This is a genomic window from Paenibacillus amylolyticus (assembly GCF_036894225.1).
In the GTDB taxonomy this organism is placed as follows: Bacteria; Bacillota; Bacilli; order Paenibacillales; family Paenibacillaceae; genus Paenibacillus; species Paenibacillus amylolyticus.
This window is the reverse complement of record NZ_CP145892.1, coordinates 1088135-1103904: the sequence shown is the minus strand read 5'-3', so window position 1 is coordinate 1103904 and position 15770 is coordinate 1088135. Positions and strand designations below refer to the sequence as shown.

Sequence of the window (15770 nt, the reverse complement as noted above, 5' to 3'; positions counted from 1 at the left end):
TGGCGTGTCAAAAGGAGGGAAGTCTTCAATCCACTGCGTAACACTTCGCTGTATTGAAAACGCTATTATTCAAGAGCCGGGTTGGTTGTTTATCTAAACTACTACATTCACGAGAAGGGTGGATTACTATGTTTCAAATGGCCAAACGTGTACTCCTCAGCACAACACTGACACTCAGTTTACTTGCAGGGGGCGCACTTCCCTATCTGCCTGCTTCAGCGATCTATGCCGATGCCGATACCGCAGTTACCAACAAGCAGAACTTCAGTACAGACGTCATCTATCAGATCTTTACGGACCGCTTCCTGGACGGCAATCCTTCCAACAACCCAACTGGAGCTGCCTACGATGCCACTTGTAGCAACCTGAAGTTGTATTGCGGCGGCGACTGGCAGGGTTTGATCAACAAAATCAACGATAACTATTTCAGCGATCTGGGCGTTACGGCATTATGGATCTCCCAGCCGGTCGAAAATATCTTCGCCACCATCAACTACAGCGGCGTGACCAACACGGCGTATCATGGCTATTGGGCACGGGATTTCAAGAAGACCAATCCGTATTTCGGAACGATGGCCGACTTTCAAAATCTGATTTCCACCGCTCATGCCAAAGGCATCAAGATCGTCATTGACTTTGCACCGAACCATACGTCTCCTGCCATGGAAACAGATACCTCCTTTGCGGAGAATGGCAAGTTATACGACAACGGTAATCTTGTTGGCGGATACACAAATGATACAAATGGATATTTCCATCACAACGGCGGCTCCGATTTTTCCTCCCTGGAGAATGGTATCTACAAAAACCTCTATGACCTCGCTGACCTGAATCACAATAACAGTACTATTGATCAATATTTCAAAGATGCAATCAAGCTATGGCTCGATATGGGCGTGGATGGTATTCGCGTTGATGCGGTGAAACATATGCCTCTCGGCTGGCAAAAGAGCTGGATGTCCTCCATCTATGCACATAAACCTGTATTCACCTTTGGTGAATGGTTCCTGGGCTCCGCTGCATCTGATGCGGATAACACGGAATTTGCCAACGAATCCGGGATGAGCCTGCTTGATTTCCGCTTTAACTCTGCCGTACGTGATGTCTTCCGGGATAACACATCCAACATGTATGCTCTGGATTCGATGATTACAGGCACAGCGGCAGATTACAATCAGGTGAATGACCAAGTTACGTTCATCGACAACCATGATATGGATCGGTTCAAAACAAGTGCCGTCAACAACCGTCGTCTTGAACAAGCGCTGGCTTTCACGCTGACTTCACGCGGCGTACCTGCCATCTATTATGGTACCGAGCAGTATCTGACGGGTAACGGAGACCCTGATAATCGGGCCAAAATGCCTTCCTTCTCCAAAACAACCACTGCTTTCAACGTGATCAGCAAACTGGCCCCTCTGCGCAAATCCAATCCAGCAATCGCCTATGGCTCTACTCAGCAACGCTGGATCAATAATGATGTGTACGTTTATGAACGCAAATTTGGCAAAAGTGTAGCTGTTGTTGCGGTGAACCGTAATCTCTCCACACCAGCAAGCATTGCGAATCTAAGCACTTCACTGCCAACAGGCAACTACACCGATGTACTGGGCGGTGCACTGAACGGTAATAACATCACTTCCACCAATGGCAACGTCTCTTCCTTCACACTGGCAGCCGGAGCAACAGCGGTATGGCAGTATACAACGAGCGAAACTACACCAACGATCGGACATGTAGGTCCGGTGATGGGCAAACCGGGTAATGTCGTTACCATTAGCGGACGTGGATTTGGCTCCACCAAAGGTACGGTATACTTCGGTACAACAGCCGTTACCGGTGCTGCGATCACATCCTGGGAAGATACGCAGATCAAAGTGACGATCCCAGCGGTTGCCGCAGGCAATTATGCTGTGAAAGTAGCTGCGAACGGTGTTAACAGCAATGCGTATAACAACTTCACCATCCTTACGGGTGATCAGGTCACTGTACGATTTGTCATTAACAATGCTTCCACCACACTGGGTCAGAACATCTATCTAACAGGTAATGTTGCAGAACTGGGCAACTGGAGTACGGGCACAACAGCTATCGGCCCTGCTTTCAATCAGGTCATCCACGCCTACCCAACTTGGTACTATGATGTGAGCGTGCCAGCCGGGAAACAACTGGAGTTCAAATTCTTCAAGAAAAATGGTGCAACCATTACGTGGGAAGGTGGTTCCAACCACACGTTCACCACACCAACCAGCGGTACAGCCACAGTCAATGTAAACTGGCAATAGAATATCCAGTCCACAAGCTAACCCGGAGTTACGCTAACGCAGCGTATGGTCCGGGTTTAGCTGTTGGATTATGCTATATAAATTGAACAAATGATCGTGTAAATGTTTATAGTTCAACTAATATAGATTGGATCTATATCTCACATTTCTAATGATAGGTTCGGATCGACTTCAGTGTTGTAGCGGCCAGAATACCTGTCGCCAGCAGTAATATGCCCACGCCTTGCAGCACAGAAGCTGCCCCCCATTGATCTGCCAATACGGAGACAATCGTCAATCCCAGAATAGGCGCTGTACTGGTGATTGTTCCAACTACACCATAGACCCTTCCTTGCATCTCGTCCGGAACGGCTGTCCTCAGCATAATCTGGGTGAGCATCGTACAGCACGCGAACATCGCACCTCCGCCCACGATTAACGGCAACGCCATGATTGGAGAGGATACATTCGCCAAAAAAATATAAATCGGCCCCAACACAATCAGACCGATAAACACCCATCTCCCTCTTCGCTTCAATCGTTTCCCCGAAGCAATCAGTAGCGCAGAGCCAATCATGTATCCCAGCGGAATACAGGTCTCAATTAATCCAAACTGTACCGGATTCGCCTCCCATACCTTGACCGCCATCACTTGAACCAGCATCATGGCCGACATGAAAAATAAAATCAGCAACGGATTGAGCAATACGATGGATCGGATCAAAGGATTCCGATAGATGTAGCCAAACGAACTACGCCATTCCTGAGCAAACGTGGTCTGCTGACTACCGGATCGCTGTACCTCAGGAAAGCGACCCGTCATCAGCACACAGACTGCAGACAACAGGAAGGTTGCTCCTGTAATTAATATGGCAACGAACCCGCCAAAAGCAGCAACAGCCACTCCCGCAGCGGCTAGTCCACTGATTCGGGCAAGATTATCCACCATATGAATGGTTCCGGTCGCTTGTTGAATATGTTCTCTGCCCACCATACTTGCTACAGAGGCGTGGAATGCAGGTGCCTGAAACAAGCTTGAAAACATGGAGAGTGAGAGCAACAGCAGCACCACTGGGAACGGCGCATGCCAGCCGAACAAGCTAATCGCAATCAGTACAGCCATTACGCCCCGAAATACATCCGAGGCCAGCATCAGCTTCCTGCGATCCAATCGGTCTGCAACCGTACCCGCCACCGATCCAAACAGAAAACTGACAGCCATATTGCAGATCTGTACGGCCGCCATGCTCTTTGCACTGCCTGTGGTCTGTAACACCCACAGGCTAATCGCAATCCCATTGAAGCAATCCCCGAAGACCGAGATGCCGTAGCCGTACAATATCCTGCGAAAGGTAACATTACGCCAAAGTGTTGGTGGAGCTTTAGTATTATGCAATGCAGCTTGTCCATCTTGGTATCCCATAATCTCGGGCTTACTGGACGGGTTCATGCCCATACATCACGTTCCTCCCTAATCATGATTCGAGCCCATGCAGAACCAGGCACTTCCGCAGCATTGCCAGTCGATAAAGACATGACATCACGGAAGTGCCTGGTTGGCGTGCCGCAGGTATCGCGGCTGACTATGCTGTTATGGCACAGGATTACCCTTTCGAAGCTCCTGCCGTCAGACCCTGAACCAGGAATCGTTGCAGGAAAACAAACAGCAGGGTAATTGGAATAGCGATCAGTACCGCCCCCGCAGCAAACATCGTAAAGTTACTGTCCTGATAACGGTTGACCAGATCCCACATGCCTACCGCAAGGGTCCAGTTCTCTTTCGTCCGCAGCACCAGCCGGGCGAAGATAAAGTCCATCCACGCACCGGTGAAACTGGTTAGTGCCACATAAGTCAGCATTGGTTTGGATAAGGGCAGAATGATGCTGGTGAATACTCGCAGGTGACTCGCACCATCCATGCGCGCCGCTTCGTCCAGGCTACGCGGGATGGTGTCAAAGAAACCTTTGACGATAAATCCGCCCAGTACCGCTCCTGATGAATAGACCAGGATGAGCGCAGCATGGGTGTCGAGCAATTTAATTTGCAGCAAAATGATATAGATGGCAATCATGCTCATGAAACTCGGGAACATCCCGAGGATCAGCATGGTGGAGAGAATCGTTTTACGTCCACGGAAGCGGAAGCGGGACAGGGCATACATCCCAAGTGTCACCATCAACGTGGAGAAGATCATCGTGAAAAAGGCAATTTTCAGCGTATTCATATACCATCTGCCGTACATAAAGGACGGGTTATTGAACAGCTCACCGTAATGAGTAAGCGTGAATGCTTCTGGCCATAACCGTTCACTAAACAATGCCGCGCCGGGTCTCAGGGAAGAGAGAACGATCCAGAGCACCGGATAGATGGAGACAACGGCGATGATCAGCAACAGCACATAACTCAGAGCCAGACGCAGCGGATTATTACGTGTCTTCATTGAATCATGTCCTCCTCCTTGAATGATTTGGAGCGGCGGAAGTTCCAGATAGAGAATGAAGCGATAATGAGGAAAATGATGATACCTACCGCTGAAGCCATATTGAATTTGTTATTGTCGAGTGTGAGCTTGTAGAGCCAGGTCACCAGCAGGTCCGTTGCCCCTGCGTACTGGTAGTCTCCCCGCAATGGATTTCCGTTGGTCAGCAGGAAGATGACATTGAAGTTGTTGAAGTTTCCGGCGAACTGCATGATGAGTACCGGGGTTGTGGCAAAAAGAATGAACGGCATCGTAATGATCCGAAACTTCTGAAACGCAGATGCTCCGTCCACTTCGGCAGCCTCGTAGAGATCACGAGGGATGGCCGTCAGTACACCCAGAATCAGCACCATACTGACCGGAATACCGATCCACATGTTGACAACAATGACGGTAACCTTGGCCCAGAACGGATCTGTCAGCCAGGGTAATCCCTCCAGTCCAAACGCTCTCATGTACGTATTGATTGGACCAAACTGACCATTGAACAGATTACGCATGAGCAGCAAGGAGATGATCTGCGGGATGGCATAAGGCAGAATAAAAATGGTCCGCCACAGCTTCTTGAAGCGTATGCCCCGCTGTTCAATCAACAGTGCTACAAGTACACCACCAAAATAGGTGGTGACTGTCGCCAGAATGGCCCAGATGACCGTCCAAGTGAGTACACCGTAGAATGTCTGGCTCCAGGATTTCAATTGAATCAGATCACTGAACGTCTTGAAGCCCACCCAGTCCACGAGTTTGGCTGGCGGAATATGATCCGGAGCTGAATAGTTGGTAAACGCGATCGTGATCGTAAACAGGATGGGCATAACGGTGAAGAAAAGAATACCTAGTGCCGGGATGGACAGGAACAGATACGGAAAGTTTTTGTCCATCATGTTTCGAAGCGATGCCGCTGCGCCCAAGGTCTGTTTCCCTTCCTCCCTGGCGAGTCCCGTGACGTACGCATCCCGAATATTCAGAATGTAGATTAGAATAAACACAAAAAACACCAGTAATACGATAATGCCATCCAGCAGCAAAAAGATGGAATGGTCTCCCCTTTGAAGTACGGTGGACCCATTCACTTTGACAAAACGCTGTGTATTCTCCCCCAGTGTCCATATGCCCCATACGGCCTGTGACAGCCGAGGAAGCAGGTACGCAAGCCCTGCTCCCTCCAGTAACAGTAGACAAATTCCCTTAATCCATTGTCGATTGTACAGCTGTCCAAGACCTTGCAGTATGATGGAACATATAGCCGCTGTCATCCGATGCTGTCTTTCCCTGTTCGGTCCAACAGGCACCGGGACATGCTGCTGTTGCATTCGCTCTCTCCTCCCTGCCTATTGCTAACCTGTATACATTGAACAAAAGTGTACTTACACTGACCACTCCGATGACAGAACAAGCTTCCGATGGGTGATAAAGGCGAGCCTATGCTTCCGAAGTAGCTTTCTTTCAGAAAGCTTTTAGTTTCACTTCTTCAGCTTTCTTCTGTCCTCTACGTTTTGGTGTAAATATGAAGTTCAATTATGCAGCTCTTATGCATATCTTCGCACTCGTCGTTCGTCCTTATTGGACGGTGGCAAGGCTTTCCTGGATCTGTTTCACGGCATTGTCCAGCGATGCCTTCACGTCCTTATCGGTATCCCAGATATCCGTAATGGCCGACGTGATCGGTCCCCATACGCTGTCCATGGCAGGAAGCGAAGGCATTGGGGTCGAGTTGTTGAACTGTTCCAGGAACGCCTTATTGATCGGGTCCTCCTGCAACTTCGGATCAGCAGCTACGTTTTTGTTCGCAGGAAGTGTACCGTTCAGGTCAAAGTTCTCCATCTGAGCTTCTTCATTGGAAAGGAACGCTGCCAAGAGCTTCGACGCATTCGGGTATTGTGTAAATGCATTCACATAATAGGCTTTAACACCTGAGAAGGAGGTCATCGGTTTGCCATCGATTGCCGGAAGCGGAGCAACGCCAAAATCAATACCTGCATTGCGATAATCGGCAATGGTCCACGGACCGTTAATGTCCATAGCCAGCTTGCCGCTGGAGAATAATCCTTTTTTGATATCATAGTTCACGTCACCCATCTTGAGCGGTAGCACTTCCGACTTCAGCGTCTGCAAAAACTGTCCACCCTTCTGGGCTCCTTCGTTATTCAGACCGAGATCCGTGCTATCCATCCCGTTGTCTCCAAAAATATAACCGCCCTGTGAAGCCAGGAATGCATAGTTATAGTAGAATTGCTGCAATTCCCACATCAGCGCATACTGATTGGACTTCACATTATTGAACGTCTTGGCGAAACTGATAATCTCATCAAAGTTTTTCGGAGCTTCTGGGTAGAGTGCCTTGTTATAGAAAAGGGCGTAGGTCTCCACGCTGTACGGATAGCCGTACAGGATATCCTTGAACGTCACTGCCTTCAGTGCGTTGTCGCTGGTGTTCTCTGCGGTCTCTGCTTCGAATATGTCATTGGGCAGAATAAGTCCCGCCTCTGAAGCGCTACCAATCTTATCATGTGGGAAAACAACCACATCTGCCGCCAGACCCGCTGGGCCATCCGTCGTCAGCTTGGTTACCTGATCGGTTGGAGGTAATTCCTCCATTTTGACCGTTGCCCCATATTTTTCTTCGAATTTTTTGACCCTTTGCTCAATAAAGGTACTTTGATTTTTATCCTCCCAGATCACCAGGGTTGCCCCTTCTTCAGGCTGAAGGTTCTCGGCTGTCAGCTCTACAACTTCCTCCGGATTTTCACCTGCCGTGGTTGGAGATGGACTTCCACCTCCAGCCCCGCACGCAGCCAGTGTAAAAGCCATCATGACGGACAATGTTGCCCCTTGCCATTTTCTCATGTAAAATGTCCCCTTCCCTCTGCTTGGTCCAACAAAGTTCGCGCTTTTCACCCTTTTGTCTGCGTATGTTGTCAGGTTTTGCATCCCATATCCTCTTTTGTACAAACGTTTGCTCAAACGGGAGACAAGATGACCTATCGGTTAAATATGTAGGGGTAAACAAGCCAAGAAGTATGTAAATCCACTGATGTAAGCGCTACAATAACAATCACATCATACAATAACGATCTTTATTTGCACAAACGTTTGCACAAGCCATATTTGCTCAATTTTAACCAATTTCCTTCTTCTACCTACAGTAATTTCCTGTTTCCTTGTTCTGACTCTTTCTTCCTTAATTTCACTTCACGTGCATCCCTTACTCGGCAGTTAGCAATTGATTTCTCGTATCCTTTGGATTACCATAGGAGAATATTTATACGATTGTTCAGAAGGGATTTTTTACATGATTACGATCAAGGATATTGCCAAATTGGCGGGTGTTTCCCCTTCTACAGTGTCACGGGTGATTTCCAACCATCCTAGAATCAGCACCAAAACGTCTCTCAAAGTGAAGCAAATTATGAAAGAATTGAACTACCATCCCAACATCATCGCGAAGAGCCTGGTTTCCAAAACAACACATACCCTTGGGATTATGCTTCCGCGTCCTGCAGAAGAGTTGTTTCAAAATTACTTTTTCGGGGAACTGCTCCGAGGTATTATTACACATGCCACCCGAATGAACTATGAATTGCTGCTAACAACTGAAACATCATCAGACAATGAACTGCATGCGATATCACGCCTTGTGCATGGCCGAAGGGTCGATGGTATTCTGCTGCTTGGGTCTAAGCGAGATGATCCCATCATTTCATTTTTGGAAGCGGAAAAGTTTCCTTTTGTGTTAATCGGTCGCAGTGAAGCTCATCCAAATGCCCCCATGGTGGATAACGATAATGTGCAGACTGCTTATGATGCGACTCATCACCTGATCGCCCAAGGACATACGCGAATCGGATTTGTCAGCGGTCCTCCGGACATTACGTTATCGCATGATCGTATGTTAGGATACCAAAAAGCGCTTGCCCAAGCCGGGCTGGATGCGGATAGTGATTGGATTGTGGAAGGCGAATTTCTGCAGGAAAGTGGATTCAGAGCGATGTCGCTGTTCATGTCCTTGCCGGACAGACCCACCGCAATTGTTGTCATCGATGACAATGTGGCCTTTGGGGTATTGAGAGCTCTTGCCGAGCTTCATTATCTGGTGCCTGAAGATATCAGTGTGGTCAGTTTTAACAATATTGCATTATCGGAACTGGCTTCTCCACCCCTAAGCTCTATCGACATCGGGACTTATCAGCTTGGTTATACAGCCGTTCAGGTATTGTTAAAAATTCTTAGTGGGGAACCACAGCTTCATAATCCGGTCATTATCCCCCATCGTCTGATCGTGCGTGAATCCTCACTCTTTTCCAAACCAAGGCCACCCTCAGATTGATTCATTTCGGGTATCCGTGTAGTAATGCAAACGTTTGTCCTACACGGAATATGATGCTGTTATCCACCGTACGTAGGTGCATAGGTGCAAAAAAAGAAGCCGCATATACTCATGCGGCTTCCTTAATTCACACACTATTTCCGTACTCCATGCTTGGCTACACTTCAATGGATTAATAAGAGCTCCAGCCTGCATCAGCTGTAACGACAGTTCCGTTCACGAAGCTGGACTCGTCAGATCCAAGGAACAAAGCCACTTTGGCGATCTCTTCGCTCGTCCCGATGCGTGGGTTGATTGCCATCCCAAGCTGTTGCCGCCCTGCACCGAAATGGCTAATACCTGTCATGGAGGAGCTGATATTGGTTGCCACAGCGCCTGGAGCGATCGCATTACAGCGAATGCCTTGCTCAGCATACATGTACCCTGTATTTTTGGTGAAGCCCACGACCGCATGTTTGGACGCCGTATAGGCTGCTCCTGCACGTCCGCCGTGTAGGCCCCCTGCCGAAGCAATGTTCACGATAACACCTTTTTGTTTTTCCAGGAAGATCGGCAATACTTTACGTGTTGTCCGCATCACACTGGTTGTGTTCACAGCAAACAATCTCTCCCACTTCTCATCCGTTATATCAGCTGCCGGCTCCATACCATCCATAATTCCCGCATTGTTAATTAGAATATCTACTGTACCATATGTGCTCACCGTCGTATCGATCAGATTTTGCACATCTTCTTCTTTAGCCACATTGGCCAGAACGACAATCGCTTCTCCGCCCTGTGCTTTAATATCATTGACTACCGCTTGTGCGGATTCTTCGTTAATATCCGATACAACGACTTTCGCGCCTTCTTGAGCATACAACGTGGCAATTGCTTTCCCCATACCTGAACCAGCACCTGTAACAACTGCAACTTTATCTTGAAGTTTCATTCCATGTATCCTCCTTTGTGTATTCGTTTACAATAAGTTAACAAACAAATGTTCATTAACTCTTATCCTTAGTATAATAAGTCATAGCGTTTCACTTCAATCAGTAAAAGCTTGTCCAATTGTACGTTAAACAACACTACTAAGCCTGAATGTACTTTAACTAATAAAGTGAACTCGCGAGGAGGTAAATAGATGTCTGAAACTATGAATTCAATGGACCGAAGAATCAAGAAATCAAAAGCTGCACTGAAGGATGCACTCATCCATTTGATGCAAAAACATCCCTTTAAAGAAATATCGATTACGGATATTGTGCAGCGAGCCGATCTGAATCGGGGAACTTTCTATAGGCATTATCAGTACAAAGAAGACCTGTTCAACGAAATTATCGATGATGTGATTCAGGATCTGGTAACTTCTTTCCGCAAACCTTATCAGGATGAGGAAAAGTTCGAAGTCAATCTGATGCCCTCTTCGGCTATCACTATATTTGAGCATGTACACCAGCACGCACAATTCTACACACTGGTTGTGAAATCTGAGGCCTCCTCCAACTTCCAGCGTATGATCTGTGATGTCCTTCGGGATCTTGCTTTACAGGATCTGAACCATATCTTCCCTCCGCACATCAACCATGAAATATTGGCAAGTTACCAATCTCATGCGATATTTGGCATGATCATGGAGTGGATCAGACAGGATTTCAAGCACAGCCCCGCCTACATGGCCGAGGAGTTGTTCAAGATCATCCATTACAAGCCGGATAATGTCGTGTTAAAAAACTGAGATTTTTTGAATCGTTTTACTTCCCTAGAGTAGGTTGATTGAGAGGAATTTTAAGAAAGCTTTACCACTAAAATTATGTAAATGTATTCCTGTAATTTCTGGTAATGATATGTTAGGTTATCCAATGGAATATAACAAAAGGAGGATGACATTACATTTGAAGAAGTCGTGGATTATATCATTGATTACCAGTTTTGTTTTGCTTGGCGGAGTGCTTCTCTCTCCAGCCGCTTCTGCTGATACAGCCAAAGTAGCAACCTCTACATATTCAGATTTGGATCAGAGTTATGCAGAATTTAAAGAGTACACTAATCAGTTATTTGCTCTTGAAACTTATGAGGCCAAAGCCTTCACAGCTTTGGAAAGCATCGACACCCAGGTAACTTCAACCAATCGCAAGTCCATGTATCTTAAACTTACGAATACGGTGATCCCCAATTATACAAAATTGGTATCCAAGGCAAAACAAATCAAGCCTACCAACCCGCAAATCAAGAAAATCCACGCTACATTTGTTAAGGCAAGTTACACTCAGCTCGAAGGGTACCTGTTGTACCAAAAGGCAGTATCCAAGAACAAAGTGAATTACACGTTACTAAAACAGGGTAATGCCAAAGTAAACACCGCTAGTGTTCTAATGGATCAATGCGAACAACAGTTATACGCCTATGCAAGAAGCTTGGGGTATGACAGTTAGTACCTATCTTCATAGAAGCCCAAAAAGCGACCGTTCCTCATGTTTAATGAGGAACGGTCGCTTTTTCTAATTATAAATAAAGAGGACAATCAAATAGGTATTTATTTCTCTCTCTCCTTATCACAGGCCCAGCTTCTGCCCTTTCTCCAACCGCTGAATCTGCTGCTCTCCGGTATCCGCAAGTTCACGGAACTGGTTAATCGTCTCGCGCATTCTTGGCAGAGCTTCCTGCTTATAAAGACTGATCGAATCCAGTGCCGACAGCACATCGGTGAACGCCTGTTTCATCGTATCCACGGAGATGCTGGCTTCATACGCCTGCTTCTGGATGGCAATCCCCTGATCCTTGAGCATCTTGGATGTTCCGGCGATCAGATCGTTGGTTGTCTGGTTCAGCAGCTCAATTTTCTGCAATACAATCTTCTGATTATACAAAGCGCTTGCTACTGTAACGGCAATTTTCAATGCAGAGATGGTTACATTCTTCGCACGGTCTACGCCTCGGATCAGTTCCTTATTATTGCGAATCACCACTTCAATCGCCATGATACCCTGCTGGTTCACGACTAACATCTGCTGTAGATCCATCACCCGCTGACGGAGTGGGAACAACACTTCTTCCGTAATAAACCGGACTTTTTCAGGGTCCTCATTGCGGACCTTGGCGGCTTCAATCTGCGCGTCGATGGACTCATCCATGAGCACGCCAAGCTGAATCTCCTTTTGCAGTCGTTTGGTGAGTTCCCGCAGGTTCTGCTGTTCAATCTCCAAGGTTGTATTATCGTTACGCAGGGTGGATCTGCCTTTATCCAAAGAAGTTACGATGTCAGCAATGACTGCATCCGCCTTCTGATATTTCAGGAAATAGGCGCGAAGCGGATTGAACAATTTCCCGAGGAAACCGGTCTTGGCAAAGTCGACCACGCTTGGGTCGAGATCCTTCAGTTGCATATGCAGCTCGGTCAAACCTTTGGCGACCTGACCGCCCTCGTCTCCCGTCTTGGACAGATGTCCAACAGAGACTTGAAGCAAGGCGTTTTTCTCAGAAGAGGATCTCATCGTGTTCATGCCAAAGCCGTCAATGGATTGCAGAATTTCTTTGCGCTTCTCCAGGGATTCGAGATCCAGTGTCATGATCATCTCTACGTTGGCATTTGCCACTTGTTGAAGCTCCGCGACCTCAGCGGGCACGGGTTTCACCTCTTCCTCAATCACCTTCTGAATTTCCTTCTGGCTCGGTATTTCCATTGAAAATGACATCTACAGTTCCCCCTCTAAATACGTGCTGTAAAATGATTGATATTCCACGCGAGTGACTCCGATTGCAGCACCATCCTCCGATCGCTGTTATCCCCATATTTCTTCATTTTCCTCATTAATCGGTTGAAATCTGGTGATAGCGTATGCTTCCGAAGCAGCTTTCTTTCAGAAAGCTTTTAGGCGACCGCTACGCTTCTTCAGATCGGTTCTGCACTCTACGTCTTCGTGTTATAAATTTACATCTGTACGTTAAACAGGTTACCAATCTTGTACACGACATCGTCGGTATCGGCATTGATGCTTGCCGCTTCGTTAATGCTGGAGATGCTCTCCAAAGCCTTGATGTCCGCGTTGTATCCAATCGTATAGATTGGCACTTTGTACGTTTCAACCAGATCCCGGATATCCTTCAGGGTATGACCTTCGTTGGTCTCGCCATCACTTAGGACAAAAATCAGCGGCTTCACGTTTGGATCAGCAGCCATATAATCTTCCAGCATCTTCATCGCCACCACGATCCCGTCAAAGGTCGCCGTACCACCGCCAGCTTGCAGACTATCAACTGTTCCGACAAACATGGACTGCTGGTTCGTATCATACTTGGCAATCGGCAGATTCACGGTTACCCCGCTAGAATAAGAAACCAAGCCAATACTATTCTCAGTGCCCAGGTACTTCTGACCTTTGCGTAGGGACTCCTTCAGTCGGTTAAGCGGTTCGCCGTCCATGCTTCCGGATACGTCTGTCACGAACACGGCAGCAATAGGTTTACTGCCATTCTTCTTCTCTTTCCATACTTTCTGTGCAGACAACAACGTGCCGCCATCCACAGTAGCCAGTTCGGATTTGTAATCCTGCAACCCGTTGAAACCGAACTCCTCCGCCGATTGTTGGTACTTCGCATGGGTTACGAATTCCGCAAACTTTTGGACGATCTCCTGTTTGTTCTGCGGCAGTTGACCGAGTGCATACAGCGGACTGTCATGTCTCACACCAAATGGTGTAAAGACGTAACCACTCTTCAGATCAGCGGTATTCACATACGTCTGGTATTCGAGTACAAAGGCATCCAGTCTGCCGGACTTGGCAGCCTCCCTCATCTGAATCGTTGTCGACGCTGTAAACGGTACATTCGTCTGGAATTTTTCGAACCCTTCAATAGCCTTCTCGCCAAGCGGGTTGGCGCTGTCATACGTATTCAGTGCGGTCACCAGGAAATTCAGTCCTGTGGAGCTGGCAAATGGATCGGTATATCCCATCGCGAGTTCATTGTTGGCAATCGCTTCGGTTACGGTTTTTACATTAACGGAGCCGTACGTATCAACCAGTGCATCATATTTGGCTTTGGAGATGACAATACCCGGAACATTCCCGACCAGTCGCTCGGATACCATCTCTGTCTTCACTCCACTGGCCTCAACCATCTCGCCCCACAGTTCATTGGAAGGTGTGAAGGCATCCGGCATATACTTACCGGACTTGATATAATCGGTGGCTGTTCCGGAGGCAATGTTGCGGATTTTGACCGATACCTGTTTCCCACCAACGGTAATATTTGCTTTGTTGAACTCCTCGCCCACTTCGGTTAACCAGCCGTCTACCCCGCTGCCCGACTTCTCTGGGGAAGAGAAAATTTCGACGTAATCATTCGTTGTATTCTCTACAGCAATCGGAAATTTCGAGATATCCGGTAGTGATTCTGCTACGTCGACCGGATCAAGATCAATCTGTCCTTTGACCGGTTCCGCCGTCGCTGGCGCAATGTCCGCGTACAGTTTTCCCAGTTCCTTACCTGCATTCTCTGTGCTCACCTGTGTGGTTGACTTGCCAAAGTTCGACGTCAGTGTAATCCCTGCATAGACCAGACCAAATACAAGTACCAGCATTACAATCGATATGAAAAAAAACTTTCCCTTCTTGGCCATACGAGCAACCCCTCACTGTCTGTATAATTTGGTGTGCTTGATTAACTGATCAATCTCCTGCATACAAGGCATCTGTTCAATATCTCCGGCTTCAAAGCTGTCGAGGCGTGAAATCTCGAGTAACAACTGATCGAGCTTGAGCAAAATTTCCTCATTGGTGTGGAGCGAATTCTTCACATAAGACAGATAATCGTTGTATACCTTGGTTTTTTCCTGAAAAAGCTTCTGGGGAAGTGTGGAGGATTTGGATTTCATCATGTTGGCATAGTCGGCTTCATCGAATACATTCAACCGGTTCAGTACACTGCGGATGTTCAGGTATAACAACTTCTCCACTTCCAATGTGACCGAAGCAAATTTCTTGTAGCTCAGTTCCCCTGGATCAAACCGTTGATGAAGCACGTTCAGGAGTGTTTCTTTTTTCTTTTTCATTCGACTAAGTTGGGACAGCCCCAGCGTAATATCTTCTTCGAGGACTTTGATGCGTCTATAAAAAGATAGTGCCTCCACATAATCTTCATGCGTTTCGATATGCTTCACGGGCAGGACTACCGGTTGTCTGAACAGCAAGGTGTAACTTCCATATAAGAGTGCCATTGCACTGCCGAACAGAAGGGTAACGGATAGCGCAGTTGTGAATGCGCCCTCCCCGAAATTCAGCCCGATAAAGCCGGGTGAGAATGCGAGAACATTCACAGCCACAATACCGAGGACCAACCCCAACAATTTTATGTACTTAATCATGTTCAATCATCCGACCTCCTTTCATGTTATATATTGGTGCTTCATGTCGTAATTTTCCTGTTCAACTTATTCTTATTGTACATGATGTTAACGCTCTCAGGTGGATATGATTGGATATTTGAATACTCATAATATACGTGGTTTGGGCTTATCCCATTTCATATTTTCAGGGACAACGTGGAACTTGGCAGGAAATTTTGTGGTCAATCCATAAAAAGTGAGCTTTACGAGACAGCAGATTGTGGAGAAGAAATGTTATCAGGTAATACGTGGAAAATAGCTATGCGTGTCATTTTTTATATAAGACTTGTCTGAAAAAGGAGCAAAGCAAAAAGGACGAATCGGAGATCATCCGC

Annotated in this window: 12 protein-coding genes; 4 read left to right on the top strand and 8 right to left on the bottom strand. The window is 47.1% G+C overall.

The features are described from left to right. Positions 1 to 128 precede the first annotated feature (128 nt). Positions 129 to 2285, top strand: a complete 2157-nt coding sequence (locus V6668_RS04955; RefSeq protein WP_338707850.1) for an alpha-amylase family glycosyl hydrolase — start codon at positions 129 to 131, stop codon at positions 2283 to 2285. A gap of 148 nt (positions 2286 to 2433) precedes the next feature. Here V6668_RS04955 and V6668_RS04950 read toward each other — a convergent pair whose 3' ends face one another. From V6668_RS04950 to V6668_RS04935, 4 genes are all read right to left on the bottom strand, one after another. After that, complete coding sequence (locus tag V6668_RS04950) at positions 2434 to 3720, bottom strand: MFS transporter (protein WP_338707849.1); 1287 nt, start codon at positions 3718 to 3720, stop codon at positions 2434 to 2436. 148 nt (positions 3721 to 3868) lie between these two features. Further along, entirely contained in the window at positions 3869 to 4705 is an 837-nt protein-coding gene (locus V6668_RS04945; protein WP_036672604.1) for a sugar ABC transporter permease, read from the bottom strand. Further along, positions 4702 to 6057 carry a sugar ABC transporter permease gene (locus tag V6668_RS04940; protein WP_047841752.1) on the bottom strand — a complete coding sequence of 452 codons (1356 nt, stop codon included), beginning with the start codon at positions 6055 to 6057 and terminating at the stop codon, positions 4702 to 4704. Before V6668_RS04940 ends, V6668_RS04945 begins: the two co-directional genes overlap by 4 nt. Before the next feature lie 247 nt (positions 6058 to 6304). Next, positions 6305 to 7591 carry a maltose ABC transporter substrate-binding protein gene (locus tag V6668_RS04935; RefSeq protein WP_338707848.1) on the bottom strand — a complete coding sequence of 429 codons (1287 nt, stop codon included), beginning with the start codon at positions 7589 to 7591 and terminating at the stop codon, positions 6305 to 6307. Between the two features lie 445 nt (positions 7592 to 8036). On the opposite strand from V6668_RS04935, the gene V6668_RS04930 reads away from it, so the two are divergent. Next, positions 8037 to 9071, top strand: a complete 1035-nt coding sequence (locus V6668_RS04930) for a LacI family DNA-binding transcriptional regulator (RefSeq protein ID WP_036672606.1) — start codon at positions 8037 to 8039, stop codon at positions 9069 to 9071. Positions 9072 to 9243: 172 nt separating this feature from the next. Here V6668_RS04930 and V6668_RS04925 read toward each other — a convergent pair whose 3' ends face one another. Beyond that, the gene (locus V6668_RS04925; protein WP_076329762.1) at positions 9244 to 10002 is read right to left on the bottom strand and encodes an SDR family oxidoreductase; all 759 of its coding nucleotides are present in this window, start codon (positions 10000 to 10002) and stop codon (positions 9244 to 9246) included. Between the two features lie 192 nt (positions 10003 to 10194). Here V6668_RS04925 and V6668_RS04920 point away from each other — a divergent pair, with 192 nt between their 5' ends. Next, the gene (locus tag V6668_RS04920; protein ID WP_076329763.1) at positions 10195 to 10788 is read left to right on the top strand and encodes a TetR/AcrR family transcriptional regulator; all 594 of its coding nucleotides are present in this window, start codon (positions 10195 to 10197) and stop codon (positions 10786 to 10788) included. Between the two features lie 145 nt (positions 10789 to 10933). After that, positions 10934 to 11485: a hypothetical protein gene (locus tag V6668_RS04915; protein WP_143781107.1), complete on the top strand. Its 552-nt coding sequence runs from the start codon at positions 10934 to 10936 to the stop codon at positions 11483 to 11485. 120 nt (positions 11486 to 11605) lie between these two features. Here the strand turns inward: V6668_RS04915 and V6668_RS04910 are convergent, their stop codons facing one another. From V6668_RS04910 to V6668_RS04900, 3 genes are all read right to left on the bottom strand, one after another. Continuing rightward, positions 11606 to 12745, bottom strand: a complete 1140-nt coding sequence (locus V6668_RS04910; protein WP_017690481.1) for a toxic anion resistance protein — start codon at positions 12743 to 12745, stop codon at positions 11606 to 11608. Positions 12746 to 12981: 236 nt separating this feature from the next. After that, complete coding sequence (locus tag V6668_RS04905) at positions 12982 to 14670, bottom strand: VWA domain-containing protein (RefSeq protein WP_338707847.1); 1689 nt, start codon at positions 14668 to 14670, stop codon at positions 12982 to 12984. Between the two features lie 12 nt (positions 14671 to 14682). Then, positions 14683 to 15414, bottom strand: a complete 732-nt coding sequence (locus tag V6668_RS04900) for a hypothetical protein (protein ID WP_338707846.1) — start codon at positions 15412 to 15414, stop codon at positions 14683 to 14685. Between the last annotated feature and the right edge of the window lie 356 nt (positions 15415 to 15770).

Excerpts from the sequence above, each read along its gene's own strand:
- V6668_RS04900 (WP_338707846.1), bottom strand. The coding sequence starts at position 15,414 with ATGATTAAGTACATAAAATTGTTGGGGTTGGTCCTCGGTATTGTGGCT.
- V6668_RS04915 (WP_143781107.1), top strand. The coding sequence starts at position 10,934 with ATGACATTACATTTGAAGAAGTCGTGGATTATATCATTGATTACCAGT.
- V6668_RS04945 (WP_036672604.1), bottom strand. The coding sequence starts at position 4,705 with ATGAAGACACGTAATAATCCGCTGCGTCTGGCTCTGAGTTATGTGCTG.
- V6668_RS04925 (WP_076329762.1), bottom strand. The coding sequence starts at position 10,002 with ATGAAACTTCAAGATAAAGTTGCAGTTGTTACAGGTGCTGGTTCAGGT.
- V6668_RS04950 (WP_338707849.1), bottom strand. The coding sequence starts at position 3,720 with ATGGGCATGAACCCGTCCAGTAAGCCCGAGATTATGGGATACCAAGAT.
- V6668_RS04910 (WP_017690481.1), bottom strand. The coding sequence starts at position 12,745 with ATGTCATTTTCAATGGAAATACCGAGCCAGAAGGAAATTCAGAAGGTG.
- V6668_RS04930 (WP_036672606.1), top strand. The coding sequence starts at position 8,037 with ATGATTACGATCAAGGATATTGCCAAATTGGCGGGTGTTTCCCCTTCT.
- V6668_RS04905 (WP_338707847.1), bottom strand. The coding sequence starts at position 14,670 with ATGGCCAAGAAGGGAAAGTTTTTTTTCATATCGATTGTAATGCTGGTA.
- V6668_RS04920 (WP_076329763.1), top strand. The coding sequence starts at position 10,195 with ATGTCTGAAACTATGAATTCAATGGACCGAAGAATCAAGAAATCAAAA.
- V6668_RS04940 (WP_047841752.1), bottom strand. The coding sequence starts at position 6,057 with ATGCAACAGCAGCATGTCCCGGTGCCTGTTGGACCGAACAGGGAAAGA.
- V6668_RS04935 (WP_338707848.1), bottom strand. The coding sequence starts at position 7,591 with ATGAGAAAATGGCAAGGGGCAACATTGTCCGTCATGATGGCTTTTACA.
- V6668_RS04955 (WP_338707850.1), top strand. The coding sequence starts at position 129 with ATGTTTCAAATGGCCAAACGTGTACTCCTCAGCACAACACTGACACTC.